Genomic DNA, 16,687 nt, shown 5'->3' with positions numbered 1-16,687 from the left:
TGCGCCAGGCGCTATAGTTCTAATAAATGAACGGCATTCATTTAGCGGTCCCCGTCATCGCAGGACCGAAGAGAGGACATCATGCTGAACCTGAACCGCGACGTCGTGGTCGTTGGAGCCGGACCCTCCGGGCTTACCGCTGCCCGTGAACTGAAGAGGGCGGGCCTGAGCGTCGCGGTGCTTGAGGCGCGTGACCGGGTGGGCGGCCGCACCTGGACCGACACCGTGGACGGAGCCATGCTCGAAATCGGTGGCCAGTGGGTCTCGCCGGACCAGACCGTACTCCTGGAGCTGCTGGACGAACTCGGCCTGCAGACGTACTCCCGCTACCGGGAGGGCCAGTCGATGTATATCGGCAAGGACGGAATCCCGGTCCGCTACACGGGCGATACCTTCCCCGTGGACGCGGACACCGAGGCCGAAATGAGCAAACTTACCGCCCTGCTCGATGGCCTCGCCGCCGAAATTGGTGCCACCGAACCCTGGGCTCATCCCAAGGCGCGCGAGCTCGACACCATTTCCTTCCACCACTGGCTGCGGCAGAACTCGGCCAATGAGGAGGCATGCAGCAACATCGGCCTGTTCATCGCCGGCGGAATGCTCACCAAGCCGGCCCACGCGTTCTCGGCCCTGCAGGCGGTCCTGATGGCGGCCTCCGCCGGATCCTTCAGCCATCTGACGGACGAAGACTTCATCCTGGACCGGCGGGTGGTGGGCGGTATGCAGCAGGTATCACTGCTGCTCGCACAGGAGCTGGGTGACGACGTCGTACTTAATGCCCCGGTGCGCACCATCAACTGGGAGCCGGACGCAGACGGCGGCCACCGCGTCACCGTCGAATCAGACCGGGCCACGGTGAACGCCCGGTTCGTGATCATGGCCGTGCCGCCCAACCTCTATTCCAGAGTCTCGTTCAACCCGCCGCTGCCCCGGCGCCAGCACCAGATGCACCAGCACCAGTCACTGGGTCTGGTCATCAAGGTCCACGCGGTCTACAGCCGCCCGTTCTGGCGCAACTCCGGCCTCTCCGGCACCTGCTTCGGGGCCGGGTCCCTGGTCCAGGAGGTCTATGACAACACCAACTTCGGGGACACGAGAGGCACCCTGGTGGGCTTTGTGTCGGATGAAAAGGCCGACGCCGTCTTCGAGCTGGATGCCAAAGAGCGCAAGCGCGCCATCCTGGAATCCATTGCCGGGTTCCTCGGCGCCGAGGCACTTGAGCCCGAGGTGTACTACGAGTCGGACTGGGGCTCGGAGGAATGGACCCGCGGTGCGTACGCGGCCAGCTATGACCTCGGGGGACTGCACCGCTATGGTAAGGACCAGCTGGCACCGGTAGGGCCCATCTACTGGTCCTGCTCCGACCTCGCCGCCGAAGGCTACCAACACGTGGACGGTGCCATCCGGATGGGCCGGCAGACTGCTGTCAGGGTCGCCGAGACCGCGCTTGTGGCCGTGCCCGCCGGCGCCTGATCCCGGTTCAGCGCAGGGCGGACAAGGCCTTCCGGGCTGGAAAATAAGCATGCTTACCAATAGGCTGGCTGGTGGGGAGTTTCCCTGCAACGCAGACGATTGAGGTGAGATATGACTGACACTGAGAGCATCAGCAAGGTTACGGACATCATCAACGATTCCCACATCGGGATGTTGACCACCATCAACGAAGAAGGCGCCCTCGTGAGCCGGCCGCTGGCTGTCCAGGATGTCAAGGACGACGGCGATATGTGGTTCTTCACGGGACTCGGCACCTCGCAGGTTGCCCATGTCCGGGCAGACCCCCGCGTCAACGTTTCCTTCGGCAAGAACACCGAATGGGTATCCGTTGCGGGAACGGCTCAGGTTGTCACGGACCGGGAGAAAATCCGTGAAATGTGGAACCAGGCTGTTGAAGCGTGGTTCCCGGATGGCCCGGACACCCCCGAGGTGTGCCTGCTCCGCATCGACTCGGACTCGGCGGAATACTGGACCAGCCCCGGCGGCACCGCTGCCACGGTGCTCCAGTGGGTCAAGTCCAAGGTTACGAACAGCAGGATGAGTGTTGGCGAGAGCGGCACGGTGGAGCTGTAGGTTCACATGCACCAAGGCGGGGCAGCACGTGCTGCCCCGCCTTTGGCGCGACTGGGGCGTTAACGCGAGTGGGGCGTTAAAGCGGGACGGTCAGGGGTGCGGGCCCGGCAGCAGGTTAATCCTGGCCTGTCAGTGCCCCAAGTACCGCCGGCAGCAGCACATCAGTGCGGCCCCACACCGGGTCCAGGATTTCCACGTACCAGGAGTCCGCAAGCAGCAGCGCGAGATGATCGTTGGTTTCCTCCGCCCAGTCCCGGATCTGTTCCTCGTCCACCGGGTTTTCGCTGGAGCCGAGCACTGTGGTCACCTCCGTTCCGGCGAGGGTCACGGGGATGGCGGCGCTGCTCTCCTCACCGGGGGCGTGGGCTACGGTCACCAGTTCGGTGCGGGTGGAGAGCGATAACAGTGCTCCTGCCATGGTGGCGCTGCAAAAACCCGTGACGTACTCCCGCTGCACGGCAGGGCCGGACATCAGGCCGGGCTGCGACTCCTTGGTGAACAGCCCGTTCCGGTTCAGCTCTGCCAGGGCAGCCGCGATGGGGGTGGTCTCCTCGTCAAAGCCGGGCGCCAAGTGCCCCGGCTGGTAGGAGCTTGCGCCCGCCAGCCAACGGGCGGTCAACTCACCGGCTGCTGCGAGGGTGGTTGCCTGCCGCCAGACCCCGCGGTCCTCCAGCAGCCGGCCGAACTGGTCACGTGCTGGTAATTCCTCTGGCTTCATCTTCGGATGCTATCGCCGTCCGCCAGCCCACTCCACTGCGGCCGACACACCACTTAACGTCGGCCGTTTGAAAAACTGCCACCTAGGCCTGTTCCGCCGGAACGCCGGCTGCCCGCTCGGCAGCGGCGAGGGAGGCAGCCAGGCGGGTGACGGCGTCGGGATATTCCTGGTGGGGATCGCTGCGCAGCTGGTCCGCCGCCCGCATCGCCTTGATCAGGGCTGACGTCTCCGGAAGCCGGACGTCGGTAAGGGCCGGATAGTCGATGCTGCAGGCCGGGTCCAGCTCATAGCGCCGCCAACGGGCAATCAGTTCATCATGCCGGGCCTGGGCTGCCAGGTGGGCGGACTCCAGTGCGCGGTGGTCACTGCGGGCGGCGCGCCGTGCAAGATACTTGGGGGTGCCCCGGTAGGCAGCGATGCCCGCAGCCACGCCCGCCCCGCCCAGGAACAGGCCGGTCCACGGAGAAATCAGGGTGGGGATCAGCAGCGCAGGGACCGCAACTGCTGAGCCCAGGAACAGGTCCCAGAACAGCTGGTCCGAACGTTCACTCCCGCTGGCCCCGCCGGAAAGGGCCCGGCGCCGGACCACAAAAACCGTTGCGGCAACACCCGCCACCAGCACCGGGCCCGCGAGCATCAGGGCCCAGACCCCCTGGAGCAGTCCCTCGAACACTCCATCCCCCATGGCGAACACCTGACCTCCAGCGCACGCCCGGGCCGCGGATTCCCGGACTGGTCATTCCATTGCACCCTGTTCGGGAACCGTGGTCAATGGCCTGGGCCGACGCCCGGGACATCAGCCTGAACAGTCCTGCGGACTATGCGGCAGCCCGCGTTTCAGGTCCCGCATGGACCCTTGAAGCGGCGGAGCTGCCAGGTGGCTGAGGGCGGCGTCGTGGACGACGATGGGAACCTCTGCCCTGCTTCGACGCGTACCCTAGGCACCATGAGACTCAAAATGTGCAGCATCCACGTCAAGGACCCGGCCGCCGCCCACGCCTTCTACACCGGCACCCTCGGCTTCGAGACCCTGATGGCCATGCCCGAGTACAACCTGTTCATCATCAAGGACCCGGGCGCTGATGCAGGCTCGGTGGGCCTGCTGCTTGAACCCAGCGATAACCCGATCGGCGCCAACTACATGAATGCGCTGCACGACGCCGGGATGCCGGCCATCGTGTTCGGCGTCACGGATGTGCGGGCGGAATACGACCGGCTGGTGAACGCGGGTGTCGTGTTCAAGAGCGAGCCAGCGGAGGATCCTTCAGGGATCAGCGCAGTGTTCGACGACGGCTGCGGCAACTTCATCCAGCTGCACCAGGACTGACCGGCAGCCCGGGGCAGAGCTACTCGGCCGAGGCCCGTGCCCGCTTGGCTTCCTTCTTGGCGGATTCTTCTTTGACGCGCTGGGCCTGGGCCCGGACTGCGGCGTGGGTGGCACGCTCGGTGACCAGCCACTGCGGGGGAGCCTGCAGCAGGGCGGTGATCTCCGCCGTCGTCAGTGCGTCCTCGATCCCGCCGCGGGCCAGTCCACTGATGGAAACGTTGAGCTTCTGGGCCACAACGGGACGGGGATGCGGGCCGTTGCGGCGGAGTTCGGCAAGCCATTCCGGCGGGTTGGCCTGCAGTTCGGCGAACTCGGCGCGGGTAATGGTTGAATCCTGGAACTCCTGCGGTGTTGCGGGCAGATAGATGCCAAGTTTCTTGGCAACAGTGGCCGGCTTCATGGACTGGGAGTTTGCAGAGGTCATGCTTCAAGGGTATCCGGGCGGACGGTACTGTGAAGACGTGCCCTCCGACAACATCCCCCAAACCACTGGTCCTGCCGACCAGGCCCAGCCGGTTGACCAGGCGGACGACGCCGCACCGCGCGAACTCCGCATCGCCTACGTGGCCGGAGTGACGCCGGGCAAGTGGATCCGGCGCTGGGAAGAGCGGATGCCGGACGTTCCGCTGCAGGCATTTATGTCCGACGACGGCGCGCAGCTGGAAGTGCTTCGTGACGGTTCAGCGGACCTCAGCTTTGTCCGGCTCCCCGTGGACCGCGAGGGCTTCAACGTCATTCCGCTGTACGAGGAACAGCCGGTGGTGGTGGCGCCCAAGGGGCACGAGATCTCGGTGTTCGAGGAAGTGGCCCTGGCCGACCTGGAACAGGAAGCCTTCCTTGACGTAGTTGCTCTTGGCGGCCCTGGGCCTGCCTTGGAGGTGGTGGCGTCGGGCGTTGGCCTGGCAATCCTCCCCATGTCCGTCGCGCGCCACCTGAACGTCAAGGACACCGTGGCGCGGCGGCTGACCGGTGCCGCCGGGACGGAAATCGCCCTGGTATGGCCCGCGGAGTCCACCGACGAGGTGATCGAGGAGTTCATTGGGATCGTGCGGGGGCGGACGGCGCAAAGCTCACGCCAGCCCTCAGCCCAACCGGTGAAAACCAAGAAGGACCCCAAACCGGACCGGCGGGGCACCGGAGCTAAGAAGGCACCCAAGGTTGCCCAGCGGTACGCCCCCAACCCGGACAAGGGGCGGGGCAAGGGATCCCGGAAGAAGGGCAAGCGGTAACCGCACGCCCTGTTAACGCCGGAAGGGCGGCTCCCATGGGAGCCGCCCTTCCCTACCTAAATGTTCTTAGGTGTTTTTCACATTGTCTTTGGCGTCGGTGGCGCGGTCCTTGACGTCGGTGGCCGCGTGTTGGCCTTCGGCTTTGACGTTTTGGGCTGCGTCGGTGGCCGTGGCCTTGACGTTCTCCATGGCTTCCTGGGCCGGTTCCTTCAGGTCCTGGACCATGTCCTTCGCCGCATCGGTAACCTGGGTGGCCAGGGGCTGGGCGGCGGTCTTGAGCTGGTCCGCGGCTTCGCGTTCCTTCTGGCTGGCCGGGATCAGGGAGGCCAGGAGCATTCCGGCGCCGAAGGCGATCAGGCCGGCGGCCAGGGGGTTGCCCTGGGTTTTGGCTTTGACCTGGTCCGGTGCATGCGAGATCGCGGTGCCGGCGCCGGAGAGTTTGGCGGCGGCAGTGTCCTTGGCCCCGTGCAGGCTGTCCCCGGTGGAGTGCATGGCGCCGCCGGTGCTGCTGGTGCCCGAGGAGACCTTGTCCTGGACAGTGGAGACTTTGTCTCCGACTGTGGACGTGGCGGAATCGGCTGCTCCCATCACCTTCTCCTTGACGCCTGCAACGGCGTCCTTAACGCTGCCCTTGACCTTGTCGGTCTGCCGCTGGACGACATTGGCTGGCGTGACCTTGTCCGCGACTGCGTCAACGTTGGTGCCGAGGCGTGCGCGGGTGGCTTCTATGTCTTGGCGGATTGCGTCCGGGTTATCGCTCATCGGTTTACCTCACCTGGTTTTAGGGTTGGGGGAATTTCGGACAGGGTTTCGCCGGTCTGGGGCATGCCCTTGATTTGTTTGAGTTCCTTGCGGCCGATCGAGGCCAGGACTGCGGCGATGATGCCCCAGATGACGGCGACGATCAGGGCGGCCCAGCCCAGCGGCATCAGGGCGCCCAGGGCGAACATCAGGGCCAGGGACAGGAAGAGCAGGACGAAGTGTCCGGCCACGCCTGCCCCTGCGAGCATGCCCGCGCCCTTGCCTGCCTTGGTGGCGGACTGCTTGGCTTCGGCCTTGGCCAGCTCGACTTCCTGGCGCATCAGTGTGGACAGGTCACGGGTCACATCCCCGAGCAACTCACCCAATGACGCGTTGTCGGCCTTCATATGCGCCTCGCTGGGCGGAGGCTCTGGTATTTGGCTGCTCATCAGAGCCCGCCTGACTGCCCGCCGGCACGGCGGTCGCGGGCGAGGGGATCGTCATCGAGCGGATCAGCGGCAATCCGGGGGTCACCCAGGGGGTCCTCAGCTGTCCGGGTTCCCGACCAGGGCTCCTCTTCCACCAGTTGCGGGCTGTCCAGGGGGCTGGCAGGTCGCGTGGGGTCGGAATAGCTGCTGCCGGGAGCCCCGCCGTCATAACCGGCCGTGGTAGTGGCCGGGCCGGGAAGCTGGACCGGAGGGGGCGGTACTGTCCCGCCCGCCGGGACATAGGACTCGGTGTACTGGTCGCCGTACTGGCTCGCGGCGTAGTCCGTTCCGGAGTACTGGCCGGCGAGACCGGCCGTGCCGGACGTTGTGCCCGTGCCCGTTGAGGTTTCAGCCGCGCCTGCGGTGAGGCCGCGGGTGAGGCGTCCTGCCAGGATGCCGGCGCCTGCCGCGAGCAGCAGGAAGGTTCCCGGCTTGTTGCGGGCGAACCTCTGGACTTCGCCGAGCAGGTCGCCCGGCTCCTTGTTCTCAAGCCAGGACGCGACGGATTCGCTGCGCTGGGCGGCCTGCCGGATCAGGTCACTTGCCATGCCCTGCTGCTCCGGCGCGTCCGCCATGCTCTGCAGCTGGCTGGACATGGTGCGGATGCCTTCAGCGGCCTTCTGCTGCTGCGTGCCCGCCTGGCTGGTCAGGCCTGACTTCGCCTGGTGCAACAGATCCTGGGCGCTGGATTTCGCCTCGGAAGCCACATTCGCGGCTTCGCTCTTCGCGGTCTGCGCGACATTTTGGGCGGAACCCTTCGCCGTGCGGGCTACGTCTGCTGCTTCTTCCTTGGCCGCGTCCTTCCTGGACGCCCCTGAAGCGCCACCGGTCTGCCCTTCGCCATATTGGGGAGTCGTCGCAGCGGATGGGAAGGTGGCGGCGTTCCGCTCACCCGGAATTCCTGTGGAGGCCGGCGGAGCCGTGTAGTCGGGGTCCTGGGGCCATTGGTTCTCTGTCATCTTCGCTCTCTCTTTCCAAGAAGGCCGGTATTTGATCAAGAACCAGCAATACTGGCCGTAAAATAATAAGCATGATTACTAATAAAAGGTAAGTACCCTTGCTAAACGAGTTATAAACGGTTCCAAAAGAGTCAGCCGGAAAGGCATGGGCCTGTCCGGTCACATCAAGTGGAAAGTGGTGGGTAATTTGGAAACAGCTCCATGGGTTTGGGTTGTAGTTGCCGTTGTTGTGGTGGTGCTGATTGTGCTGCTGTTGCTGGTGGGCGGGCGGCGCCGCAAGGCGATCCAGCAGAAGCGGGACGAGTCGCACCGCGAAAAGGCTGCGGAAATCCGCCGCGATGCCGAAAACAGGGAACTTGATGCCCGCGAGCGCGAAGCGAAGGCGACACGCGCCCGTGCAGATGCTGAGCAGGCGCAGGTCGAGGCGGCGCGGTTGCGCCAGCAGGCGGACCAGCAGGCGACTGAGGCCAAGACGCTCCGCGACGACGTCAATGAACGGACGCGTAAAGCTGACGAGATTGATCCCGACGTCAAGGATGATGGCCGCCGCGACCGAACCAACCGCGGTGAGGCCGGCCACGAGGGTGTGGCCGGAGCTGCGGCTGGCACTGCCCGAGGCCCGGCTGCCCGGGATGGTGGAGCCCACCACGACAGGGGTGACCGCCCCGATGAGGGTGCCGACCGTTCAGGTGGCAGCCATGTTGACCGGGAGAATCCCCGCCAGGGCATCTAGCCTCCGGGTGGAACCGGGTTCCTGGGCGTGAGCACGGGGGAGGGGGTGACTCCCTCCCCCGTTCCCATCCCCTGGAGTACTGCCTTGACCGCATCGGTGGACTGTATTTTCGGCTCCCAGCCGAGGATCCGGCGGGCCCGGCCGGTGTCCATGACGGGAGCGCCGGCCGCCATGTCCACCCATCCAGAGTCGGTGGGCTGGAGCCGCAGCCTCCAGGTGAGGCCAACAACCTTGTGCAACAGCCCCATCGGAATGGGAAGGATCCTGCGCGCGCCCAGGGTTCGGGCGAGTTCCTGCGGTGTCAGCACCGGTTCAGCTGCAATATTGAAAGCTCCGGAGGCCCGCTGGTCGATGACGCGCCAGTAGGCGTCAGCCACATCGTCAGCATGAACCGCCTGGAAGACCAGGTTGTCCGGGGCGGGGAGCAGCGGAATCCGCAGCCTCCCCGGCAGCAGCCGGGGTATGAGGCGCCCCAAAAAGTATCTTCCGATTTCACTCCCTGCATCGGATTGGAAGATCAGGCCCGGCCGCAGCCTTGCCACGGCGATGCCCGGCTCCGCCGCCATGAACGCGTCCAGGGCTTCTTCCTGCTCGGCCTTGTGCCGGCTGTAATGGGATCCGGCCATGCCCCGGGCGGGCCACGATTCATCTGTCCGCCCGTCCTTGGGGCCCTTGCTGTAGGCCCCCACGGACGAGGCGCAGACTACCTGCTTCACCCCTGCCCTTGCCGCTGCTCCGAGCACGTTCCGGGTTCCGTCAACGTTGGTCCGGTACAACTGCTCCAGGTCCCGGTTGGGCTGGATCTGCCACGCCAGGTGAACCACGGAATCCACTCCTGCCAGGGCGGCGTCAAGCAGTGGGCGGTCGCTGTCCCGGCCGACATCGAGGGTGTGCCACTCCACGCCTGAGTAGGGCTCCCGGCTGGTGTCCGGGCGGCGCCTGCTGATCCCCGTCAGCTTCATGGTTCCCGGCTTTTCGGACAGCTGGGCCTGCAGCTTCCGCAGGAGCGCTGTTCCTGCATTTCCGCTGGCCCCGGTGATGGCGATGTGCATGGCAAGAACTCCTTGGCGTGGACGGCCGGTACTGGTGACACACCGGACCTGGAACCGGTAAGGATTGAATTATAAGCAGCCTTATGATTTCCTACTGCTAAGTCTTGCCGCAGGCTTTCGGACCCCGACCCCGAGGGAACCAACGACAATGCCCGAATACTTTTCCGCACTTGCCGTGGATACTACGCCCGTCCACCAGCACCAGCCTGAGCTCCCCGGAAGCAGCCCTGCCGGGGCCAAAGCCGGGCGGCTGCGCCAGACCTTCGAAAACGATCTGGTCCTCGGATACCTGGACCTGGCCGAGGCCCTGGCAGCCCGCTTCGAGGCCCGTGGACGCGAGCGCGCCGACCTTAACCAGGTTGCCTACCTTGGACTGGTCAAGGCTGCCCGCGGTTTTGACCAGTCCAAGGGGGAAAGCTTCCCGGCATACGCTGCCCCCACCATCACCGGAGAGCTGAAGCGGTACCTGCGTGACCGCACGTGGGTGGTCCGCCCGCCCCGGCACATCCAGGACCTGCGCACCCGCATGTTCAGGGCAGAGCCGGAGCTGACCCAGTCGCTGGGAAGGAACCCCAGCGTGGCGGAACTGGCAGGCGCCCTTGATGAAGATCCAGCTGCCGTGCAGGAAGCAATCTCGGCGTCGAGCAGCATGCACCCGGACTCGCTGGACGCCGTCAACCCCCATTCCGACGCGCCCTCCATCGGTGAAGTCCTGGCATGTCCGGAGACACCGCTGGAGCGCCTGGAGGAGCTGGCGTGCCTGCGTGACGCCATGCAGGATTTGGACGCCGCGGACAGGGAGCTCCTGTACCGCCGCTACTTCTGCGAGGAGACCCAGGTGCAACTGGGAAAGCGGCTGGGCATGTCCCAGATGCAGGTCTCGCGGCGTCTGGCCCGGGTCCTGGTGGACCTCCAGCGCAGGCTCGAAAGCAGTGCATTTCAGGGGGAGCCGGAAGAAGTTCGTGGCAGCGCAGTGCAAAGGAAAGCGGGCCACGGGACAGGTTTCGGAGCGTCGTCCGGCGCGTCCCTCCGGTCTGTCCGGGGGCTGGGCATTCCTGCTCCGTCGGGCAAGAGCCCTGTCCGCAGGAGCACTGCCCGCGCCAGGACGCGATAGCGGCCGGACGCCCGCCGAATTGCCGGACCCGCCGTCCCGGAAGCGCCAGGAGGACCGCCAGCGGAACCATCGCAGCGCTATCTTGCCTGTTCAGAGCCTTGCTGCAAAACCGCCGAAAGGTGAGAAAAGCGTCCGGCCCTGTTTAGGAGCAGGAGCAGTGGGGAACAGGGAGGATATGGGAAGCTCCGTAACCTCCAAGCTCAGGGCTGTCCTGTTCGACCGGGACGGGACCCTGGTGGTCGATGTGCCCTACAACGGGGACCCTGACCGCGTCCAACCGATGCCAGGCGCCAAGGAAGTGCTCGACGCGCTGCGTGCCGAGGGCATAGCCACCGGCGTGATCAGCAACCAGTCCGGCATTGCCCGCGGCATGATCAGTGCCGATGACGTAGCCAGCGTCAATGCCAGGGTGGAAGAACTCCTTGGCCCCTTTGACGTGTGGGAGGTCTGCCCGCATGCGGAGCAGGACGGCTGCACCTGCCGGAAGCCCGCGCCGGGCATGGTCCACAGCGCCTGCCGGAAGCTGGGAATCCCGGAGGCCGGGGCCGCGCTCATCGGGGACATTGGTGCTGATGTCAAGGCAGCGGAAGCTGCCGGCGCTACCGGAATCCTGGTCCCCACCCCGGTGACCCTTGCCGCGGAAGTGGCTGAAGCGGAGCTGGTGGCGCAGGACCTGGCCGGCGCCGTGCGCCTGCTGCAGGAGCGGCGGTAATGGCGCGGGTCCTGGTTGCGCGCCTGGACAGCATGGGTGACGTGCTGTTGGCCGGTCCCGCTGTAAGGGCAGTGGCCAATGGCAGGATCCCTGACGGCAGCAGGCCCAACCAGGTTGTCCTGCTCTGCGGCAGGCAAGGCGAAGCTGCGGCCGGGATGCTCCCGGGGGCCGCCGAGGTTTACAGCTGGGACAGCCCGTGGATCATGAACCCGGCGCCCAAAATGACAGGCCCGCACGCAGACCGGCTCATTGAGTACGTCCGGAACTCCAGGATCACCGAAGCCGTCATCCTCACGTCGTTCCACCAGTCACCCCTGCCGTTGGCGCTGCTGCTGAGGCTGGCAGGCGTTGAGCGCATCACCGGGGCCTCCACCGATTACGCCGGTTCGCTCCTCGATGTCAGGCTCAAACCCGGCGAGGACTTTCCCGAGGACCAGCCCGAGGCGGAACGCGCGCTGGGCATCGCTGAGGCGGCAGGGTTCAGGCTCCCGGCCGGGGACGACGGCAAACTACGCCTCTCCTCCGTGCCGGATGTACGGGACCTGGTGGGGCAGGAGCCCTATGTGGTGGTGCACCCGGGTGCGGCCGTGCCCGCCAGGGCCTGGCCCCCGCTGCACCACGCGGCCGCCGTCGAACTCCTCCAGGGCGCAGGGCATCGCGTGGTGGTCACCGGCGGCCCCGGCGAAACATCCCTGACCGCAACAGTGGCGGGCCCCTCCGCACTGGACCTCGGCGGCCGCACTGACCTGCACACGCTGGCGGGGGTGATGGCTGGGGCCGATGCCGTGGTCAGCGGCAACACGGGCCCGGCGCACCTCGCGGCCGCCGTCGGTACCCCCGTTGCCTGTCTCTTCTCCCCTGTAGTGCCGGCCATCCGCTGGGCACCCTACGGAGTTCCGCTGGAGCTCCTGGGTGACCAGAACGCCCCCTGCAGGATGACGCGCGCCCGCGTCTGCCCCGTTCCGGGACACCCCTGCCTGGACTCCGTTTCGCCCGAGGAAGTGGTGGGAGCGGTTGAACGGCTCATGGGCGGAGTGAGCTCTTTCAGTACCCACGTCAGTACCCGTAGAAAGGCCCGCAACAGATGAGAATCCTGCTCTGGCATGTCCACGGTTCCTGGACGGACGCTTTTGTGCGCGGCCGTCATGAGTACCTCCTTCCTGTCCTGCCGGGGGGTGGGGCGTGGGGACTTGGCCTTGCGGACAGGGACTGGCCTGCGTCAGTCCGGGAGGTGGACCTGGCGGCGCTTGACGGTGACGCCGTTGACGCCGTCGTGCTTCAACGCCCGGAGGAAATTGACGAAGTGGCCCGGGCGCTGGGCCGCCGGCCGGGCGTTGACCTTCCTGCCGTGTACCTTGAGCACAACACGCCCAAGGGCGACTTCCCCTTCACCCGGCACCCGCTCGCGGACCAGGACGGCATCCCCCTGGTCCATGTAACGCACTTCAACCGGCTCGCCTGGGACAACGGCGGAGCGCGAAGCCTGGTGATCGAGCATGGAATACCGGACCCCGGGCAGCTTTATACAGGCGAGCTGCCGGAACTGGGTGTCGTCGTCAATGAACCTGTCCGCCGCGGCAGGGTGACGGGCACGGACCTGCTGCCCGCCTTCGCCGCCGTGGCGCCGCTGCAGGTCTTCGGTATGAAGACGGACGGGCTGGCAGCCGCAACCGGAATCGGGGCGTCCCGGCTGACCTCCCGGGGAGACCTGAAAACGCAGGAGCTGCACCGCGAACTGGCACGCTGCCGCGTCTACGTGCACCCGATGCGCTGGACATCGCTGGGGTTGTCCCTCCTGGAAGCCATGCACCTGGGAATGCCGGTGGTTGCGCTGGCCACCACGGAAGCACCGCGGGCAGTGCCCCCGGAAGCGGGCGTGGTGTCTGCCGACATCGATGAGCTGCTCCGCGGCGCGCAGCGCCTGGCAGCCAATCCGGAGGAAGCCCGACGGCGGGGCCTCGCCGCGCGTGAGGCAGCGCTGGAACGCTACGGACTGGGCAGGTTCCAGCAACGCTGGGACGAGCTCCTGGGGGACCTGGTCAGCAAGCCGACCCGCTCGCTGGCCGCCAGTAACAACGTCCCGGACGAGCGGATCCTTGTCCCGGCGCGAGAGAGGAAGACCCCATGAGAATCTCGATGATTTCAGAACATGCCAGCCCTTTGGCGGCCCTGGGCGGGGTGGATGCCGGCGGACAGAACGTGCACGTTGCGGCACTGTCGGAAGCATTGGCCAAGCGGGGCCATCACGTCACCGTCTATACCCGCAGGGACGCAACGGAGCTTCCCGCCAGGGTCCGGGTGGGGAGCCGCTTCGACGTGGTGCACGTGGACGCAGGACCGCCCTGCCACGTTCCCAAGGATGAGTTGCTGCCCTTCATGGGTGAGCTTGCTGACGGTGTGTCCAGGGACTGGAGCCAGCGGCCGCCTGACGTGGTGCACGGCCACTTTTGGATGTCCGGCCTGGCTGCGCTGGACGCCGCCAGGCGGCCTGGCACCGGGTACCGGGTTCCCGTCATCCAGACCTTCCACGCCCTGGGCACGGTCAAGCGCCGGCACCAGGGTGCCGAGGACACCAGCCCGCAGGAACGCCGCTGGCTGGAACCGGGCGTGGGCCGGTCCGCCGACAGGATCATCGCCACGTGCTCTGATGAGGTGTTTGAGCTCAAGGCCATGGGCATCAACACAGGCAAAATTTCCATCGCCCCGTGCGGAGTGGACTTGAACTTCTTTTCGTCCGAGGGGGCCGTGGCGGCAAGGACGCGGAGCCACCGGATCCTCTCGGTGGGGCGCCTGGTGCCACGCAAAGGCGTTGACCTGGTGATCCGGGCGCTTCCGCACCTGCGGGAGGGCGGGTTCGACGACGTCGAACTGCTGATCGTGGGTGGCGGCGGCGATTCCGGGGTGCTCGACGCAGATCCGGAGGTGCGCCGGCTGATGGACCTGGCCGCGGACCTTGGCGTGGCTGACCAGGTTCGGCTGCAGGGCCAGGTATCCCGCAGTGAGATGCCGGGACTCTTCCGCAGCGCCGACGCTGTGGTGTGTGCCCCCTGGTACGAGCCTTTCGGCATAGTCCCGCTGGAGGCCATGGCCTGCGGCGTGCCTGTGGTGGCGGCTGCCGTCGGCGGCCTCCGCGACACCGTGGTGGACCGCGGGACGGGGCTGCATGTGCCGCCCCGGGATCCGGAGGCCATCGCTTCTGCCCTGGCCATGCTGCTCGGAGACCCCGCACTTCGGACGGAGCTGGGAAACGCGGGCACAGTGCGGGCCCGTACCCGGTATTCCTGGGACCGGGTGGCAGCCGAAACCGAAAAGGCCTATCAGCTGGCGGCGGCAGGGGCTCCTGCCGGCGTCGTCCCGATGGAAGGAGCGGCACTGTGACTGCAGAATGGACCCTTCACGAAACCGGCCTCCGGACCCTGGCCGCACCACAGGCCCTGCCCGCTGTCCTCCCCGGTCCAGGTTTTGTTGACCCGGTCACCGCAGACATCGTCCAGGCCCACCTGGACAACGTGGTGCCGGCGCTGGATTCGCTGCGGAGCCAGTCCGGCCGCCTCGCCGCGTGGGGAGTGGAACTTGCGCAGCGCCTGCTGCGCGGGCAGCGGCTCCTCGCCGCCGGGAACGGCGGTTCAGCCGCGGAGGCGCAGCACCTCACGGCGGAACTGGTGGGAAGGTTCGACGGCGAGCGCGTCCCGTTCTCAGCGATCTCCCTGCACGCCGAATCCTCGGCCGTCACGGCGATCGCCAACGACTACGGCTACGACGACGTCTTCGCACGGCAGGTGCGTGCACACGGCCGGTCCGGTGACGTGCTGATGCTGCTGTCCACCAGCGGCAAGAGCCCTAACCTGTTGCGGGCCGCGGAAGTCGCCGCCAGGCTCAACATCACCACGTGGGCGCTCACCGGCGCCGGTCCGAACCCCTTGTCCGACGCCTGCAATGAGGCAGTGATGGTGGACGCCCTCAACGCCAACGCGCAGGAAGGGCACCTGATCGCGCTGCATGCGATGTGCCGCGCCTTCGACCTGGAGGTGGGCCGGCGCGGCGCTCCGGATGCCGGAGCTTCCGCCAGGGGAGGCAGGGCATGAGGATCGTGGTCGTAGGTGACGTGATGCTGGACGTGGACCTGTCCGGTGAGGCTACCCGGCTCAGCCCGGACGCGCCCGTTCCCGTGGTGGATGTCTCCGGGGTCAAGCGGCGTGCGGGCGGCGCCGGCCTGGTGGCGCGGATGCTTGCCGAGGACGGCTGGCCGGTCACGCTGGTGACGGTTCTGGGTGATGACGACGCCGGCCGCCAGCTTGAAGCCCACCTCGCCGGGGTGCGCCTTGTGGCCGGCCCCAGCGGCCACGCCTCGCCGGTCAAGACCCGGGTCAGGGCCGGATCACACCCGGTGGTCCGCTTCGACGAAGGCTGCGGAAAGGCGCCGGTCCCGGCAGCCAGTCCCGCCATGCTCGAGGCCGTGGAGAAGGCCGGCGTGATCATTGTTGCCGACTACGGCAGGGGCCTGGCAGCCAATCCGCAGCTTAGGGACCTCCTGGCCCGGCTGGCCGGGAGCGTGCCCATCATCTGGGACCCGCATCCCGCCGGGCCTGACCCCGTTCCCGGTGTGGCCGTGGTGACGCCCAACTTTGCAGAGGCCAGCAAAGCCGCCCAGGCCGGCCTGGCCCAGGTGGCGCGGCCCGGGGACGAGGACCCACAGGACCAGGCAGCCAGGGTTGGCCGGATCCTGCTGGAGCAGTGGCAGAGCCGTGCCGTCCTGGTGACGAAGGGCGAGGAGGGAGCAGTGCTGCTGCGCCAGGGCAACGCTTTTGCCCATGCCGTGCCGGCCCCTCGAGTGGAAGCAGGTGATCCCTGCGGTGCGGGTGACCGGCTTGCGGCCAGCCTGGCCGTCCACCTCCTGGCCGGCCGCGACCTTGAGGAAGCGGCCGGACTGGCAGTCCACGACGCCGCGGACTTCCTCGCCAACGGGGGCGTGTCCGCATTGCCGGACTCCGTTGCCTCCACTGCCGGACCTGTACAGCCGCCCAGCCAGTCAGCAGGGAAACGCCGTACCACCGAGCCCCTGCTGCTGGCCCGCAATGTGCGGGACAACGGCGGGAAAGTGGTGGCCACCGGCGGCTGCTTCGACCTGCTGCATGCCGGCCACGTCAGGTCCCTTGCCGCGGCCCGCGAGCTCGGGGACTGCCTGATCGTCTGCCTCAATTCGGACGACTCGGTACGCCGGCTCAAGGGGCCGGAGCGTCCCATCATCGGCCAGCAGGACAGGACAGAGCTGCTGCTGGCCATGGAATGCGTGGACGCGGTGATGATCTTCGACGAAGACACCCCGGAAGCCGCCCTGGAACGGCTTCGTCCTGACATCTGGGTCAAGGGCGGGGACTACAAGGGTGCCCGACTGCCGGAGGCAGACCTGGTGGAGAAGTGGGGAGGGCAGTGCCTCACCGTTCCGTACCACCCCGCCCGTTCCACCACCGGCCTCGCCGATGCCCTTGCCAAGGTGAGCTGACGCTCCGCGCCGCCAATTTTTACTATTTCCCATTGAAAGGAACA

Annotated in this window: 19 protein-coding genes; 12 read left to right on the top strand and 7 right to left on the bottom strand. The window is 66.9% G+C overall.

Going from position 1 to position 16,687, the window contains the following annotated elements; all coding sequences use genetic code 11:
- Positions 1-81: 81 nt before the first annotated feature.
- Together CXX84_RS09065 and CXX84_RS09060 are read left to right on the top strand one after the other, a co-directional pair.
- Positions 82-1,473, top strand: a complete 1,392-nt coding sequence (locus CXX84_RS09065) for a flavin monoamine oxidase family protein (protein WP_102976387.1) — start codon at positions 82-84, stop codon at positions 1,471-1,473.
- Positions 1,474-1,584: 111 nt separating this feature from the next.
- Positions 1,585-2,067: a pyridoxamine 5'-phosphate oxidase family protein gene (locus tag CXX84_RS09060; RefSeq protein ID WP_102976386.1), complete on the top strand. Its 483-nt coding sequence runs from the start codon at positions 1,585-1,587 to the stop codon at positions 2,065-2,067.
- 115 nt (positions 2,068-2,182) lie between these two features.
- Here the strand turns inward: CXX84_RS09060 and CXX84_RS09055 are convergent, their stop codons facing one another.
- Both CXX84_RS09055 and CXX84_RS09050 read right to left on the bottom strand, forming a co-directional pair.
- A complete protein-coding gene (locus tag CXX84_RS09055; RefSeq protein ID WP_102976385.1) occupies positions 2,183-2,785 on the bottom strand; it encodes a DUF6919 domain-containing protein in 603 nt (200 codons plus the stop codon).
- An 82-nt stretch (positions 2,786-2,867) separates the two neighbouring features.
- Positions 2,868-3,470, bottom strand: coding sequence for a hypothetical protein (locus CXX84_RS09050; RefSeq protein ID WP_102976609.1), 603 nt, complete (start codon positions 3,468-3,470; stop codon positions 2,868-2,870).
- Positions 3,471-3,731: 261 nt separating this feature from the next.
- On the opposite strand from CXX84_RS09050, the gene CXX84_RS09045 reads away from it, so the two are divergent.
- Positions 3,732-4,112 carry a VOC family protein gene (locus tag CXX84_RS09045; RefSeq protein WP_102976384.1) on the top strand — a complete coding sequence of 127 codons (381 nt, stop codon included), beginning with the start codon at positions 3,732-3,734 and terminating at the stop codon, positions 4,110-4,112.
- Positions 4,113-4,131: 19 nt separating this feature from the next.
- Here the strand turns inward: CXX84_RS09045 and CXX84_RS09040 are convergent, their stop codons facing one another.
- Positions 4,132-4,536 carry a DUF5997 family protein gene (locus CXX84_RS09040; protein WP_102976383.1) on the bottom strand — a complete coding sequence of 135 codons (405 nt, stop codon included), beginning with the start codon at positions 4,534-4,536 and terminating at the stop codon, positions 4,132-4,134.
- Here CXX84_RS09040 and CXX84_RS09035 point away from each other — a divergent pair.
- Positions 4,499-5,341 (top strand): LysR family substrate-binding domain-containing protein, encoded by an 843-nt coding sequence (locus CXX84_RS09035; RefSeq protein WP_223253042.1) that lies wholly within the window; start codon positions 4,499-4,501, stop codon positions 5,339-5,341. The two genes, CXX84_RS09040 and CXX84_RS09035, sit on opposite strands and share 38 nt — an antisense overlap.
- A 66-nt stretch (positions 5,342-5,407) precedes the next feature.
- Here the strand turns inward: CXX84_RS09035 and CXX84_RS09030 are convergent, their stop codons facing one another.
- From CXX84_RS09030 to CXX84_RS09020, 3 genes are read right to left on the bottom strand one after another with little or no spacing between them, the layout of a single operon-like run.
- Positions 5,408-6,103, bottom strand: coding sequence for a DUF3618 domain-containing protein (locus tag CXX84_RS09030; RefSeq protein ID WP_102976381.1), 696 nt, complete (start codon positions 6,101-6,103; stop codon positions 5,408-5,410).
- Positions 6,100-6,531 carry a phage holin family protein gene (locus CXX84_RS09025; RefSeq protein WP_102976380.1) on the bottom strand — a complete coding sequence of 144 codons (432 nt, stop codon included), beginning with the start codon at positions 6,529-6,531 and terminating at the stop codon, positions 6,100-6,102. Before CXX84_RS09025 ends, CXX84_RS09030 begins: the two co-directional genes overlap by 4 nt.
- Positions 6,531-7,529, bottom strand: a complete 999-nt coding sequence (locus tag CXX84_RS09020; RefSeq protein ID WP_102976379.1) for a hypothetical protein — start codon at positions 7,527-7,529, stop codon at positions 6,531-6,533. Before CXX84_RS09020 ends, CXX84_RS09025 begins: the two co-directional genes overlap by 1 nt.
- A gap of 145 nt (positions 7,530-7,674) precedes the next feature.
- Between CXX84_RS09020 and CXX84_RS09015 the strand changes: the two genes are divergently transcribed.
- The gene (locus tag CXX84_RS09015; protein ID WP_102976378.1) at positions 7,675-8,262 is read left to right on the top strand and encodes a hypothetical protein; all 588 of its coding nucleotides are present in this window, start codon (positions 7,675-7,677) and stop codon (positions 8,260-8,262) included.
- Here the strand turns inward: CXX84_RS09015 and CXX84_RS09010 are convergent.
- A complete protein-coding gene (locus CXX84_RS09010; protein WP_102976377.1) occupies positions 8,259-9,314 on the bottom strand; it encodes an NAD-dependent epimerase/dehydratase family protein in 1,056 nt (351 codons plus the stop codon). The two genes, CXX84_RS09015 and CXX84_RS09010, sit on opposite strands and share 4 nt — an antisense overlap.
- A 148-nt stretch (positions 9,315-9,462) precedes the next feature.
- Here CXX84_RS09010 and CXX84_RS09005 point away from each other — a divergent pair, with 148 nt between their 5' ends.
- The 7 genes from CXX84_RS09005 to CXX84_RS08975 all read left to right on the top strand — a co-directional run bounded on the left by CXX84_RS09005 (position 9,463) and on the right by CXX84_RS08975 (position 16,643).
- Complete coding sequence (locus tag CXX84_RS09005) at positions 9,463-10,428, top strand: sigma-70 family RNA polymerase sigma factor (RefSeq protein WP_102976376.1); 966 nt, start codon at positions 9,463-9,465, stop codon at positions 10,426-10,428.
- Between the two features lie 175 nt (positions 10,429-10,603).
- Positions 10,604-11,140 carry a D-glycero-alpha-D-manno-heptose-1,7-bisphosphate 7-phosphatase gene (locus tag CXX84_RS09000; RefSeq protein ID WP_102976375.1) on the top strand — a complete coding sequence of 179 codons (537 nt, stop codon included), beginning with the start codon at positions 10,604-10,606 and terminating at the stop codon, positions 11,138-11,140.
- Entirely contained in the window at positions 11,140-12,228 is a 1,089-nt protein-coding gene (locus tag CXX84_RS08995; RefSeq protein ID WP_102976374.1) for a glycosyltransferase family 9 protein, read from the top strand. Before CXX84_RS09000 ends, CXX84_RS08995 begins: the two co-directional genes overlap by 1 nt.
- Entirely contained in the window at positions 12,225-13,268 is a 1,044-nt protein-coding gene (locus CXX84_RS08990) for a glycosyltransferase (protein ID WP_102976373.1), read from the top strand. Before CXX84_RS08995 ends, CXX84_RS08990 begins: the two co-directional genes overlap by 4 nt.
- On the top strand, positions 13,265-14,518 hold the full coding sequence (locus CXX84_RS08985; RefSeq protein ID WP_102976372.1) for a glycosyltransferase: 1,254 nt from the start codon (positions 13,265-13,267) through the stop codon (positions 14,516-14,518). Before CXX84_RS08990 ends, CXX84_RS08985 begins: the two co-directional genes overlap by 4 nt.
- Positions 14,515-15,225 carry an SIS domain-containing protein gene (locus CXX84_RS08980; RefSeq protein WP_102976371.1) on the top strand — a complete coding sequence of 237 codons (711 nt, stop codon included), beginning with the start codon at positions 14,515-14,517 and terminating at the stop codon, positions 15,223-15,225. The genes CXX84_RS08985 and CXX84_RS08980 overlap by 4 nt, the downstream gene beginning before the upstream one ends.
- Positions 15,222-16,643 carry a PfkB family carbohydrate kinase gene (locus tag CXX84_RS08975; RefSeq protein ID WP_102976370.1) on the top strand — a complete coding sequence of 474 codons (1,422 nt, stop codon included), beginning with the start codon at positions 15,222-15,224 and terminating at the stop codon, positions 16,641-16,643. Before CXX84_RS08980 ends, CXX84_RS08975 begins: the two co-directional genes overlap by 4 nt.
- Positions 16,644-16,687 lie beyond the last annotated feature (44 nt).

It is taken from the genome of Arthrobacter sp. AFG7.2 (assembly GCF_002892835.1).
GTDB lineage: Bacteria > Actinomycetota > Actinomycetes > Actinomycetales > Micrococcaceae > Arthrobacter.
Note: the sequence above shows the minus strand (reverse complement) of the source record. Positions and strands in the feature narration are given on the sequence as shown.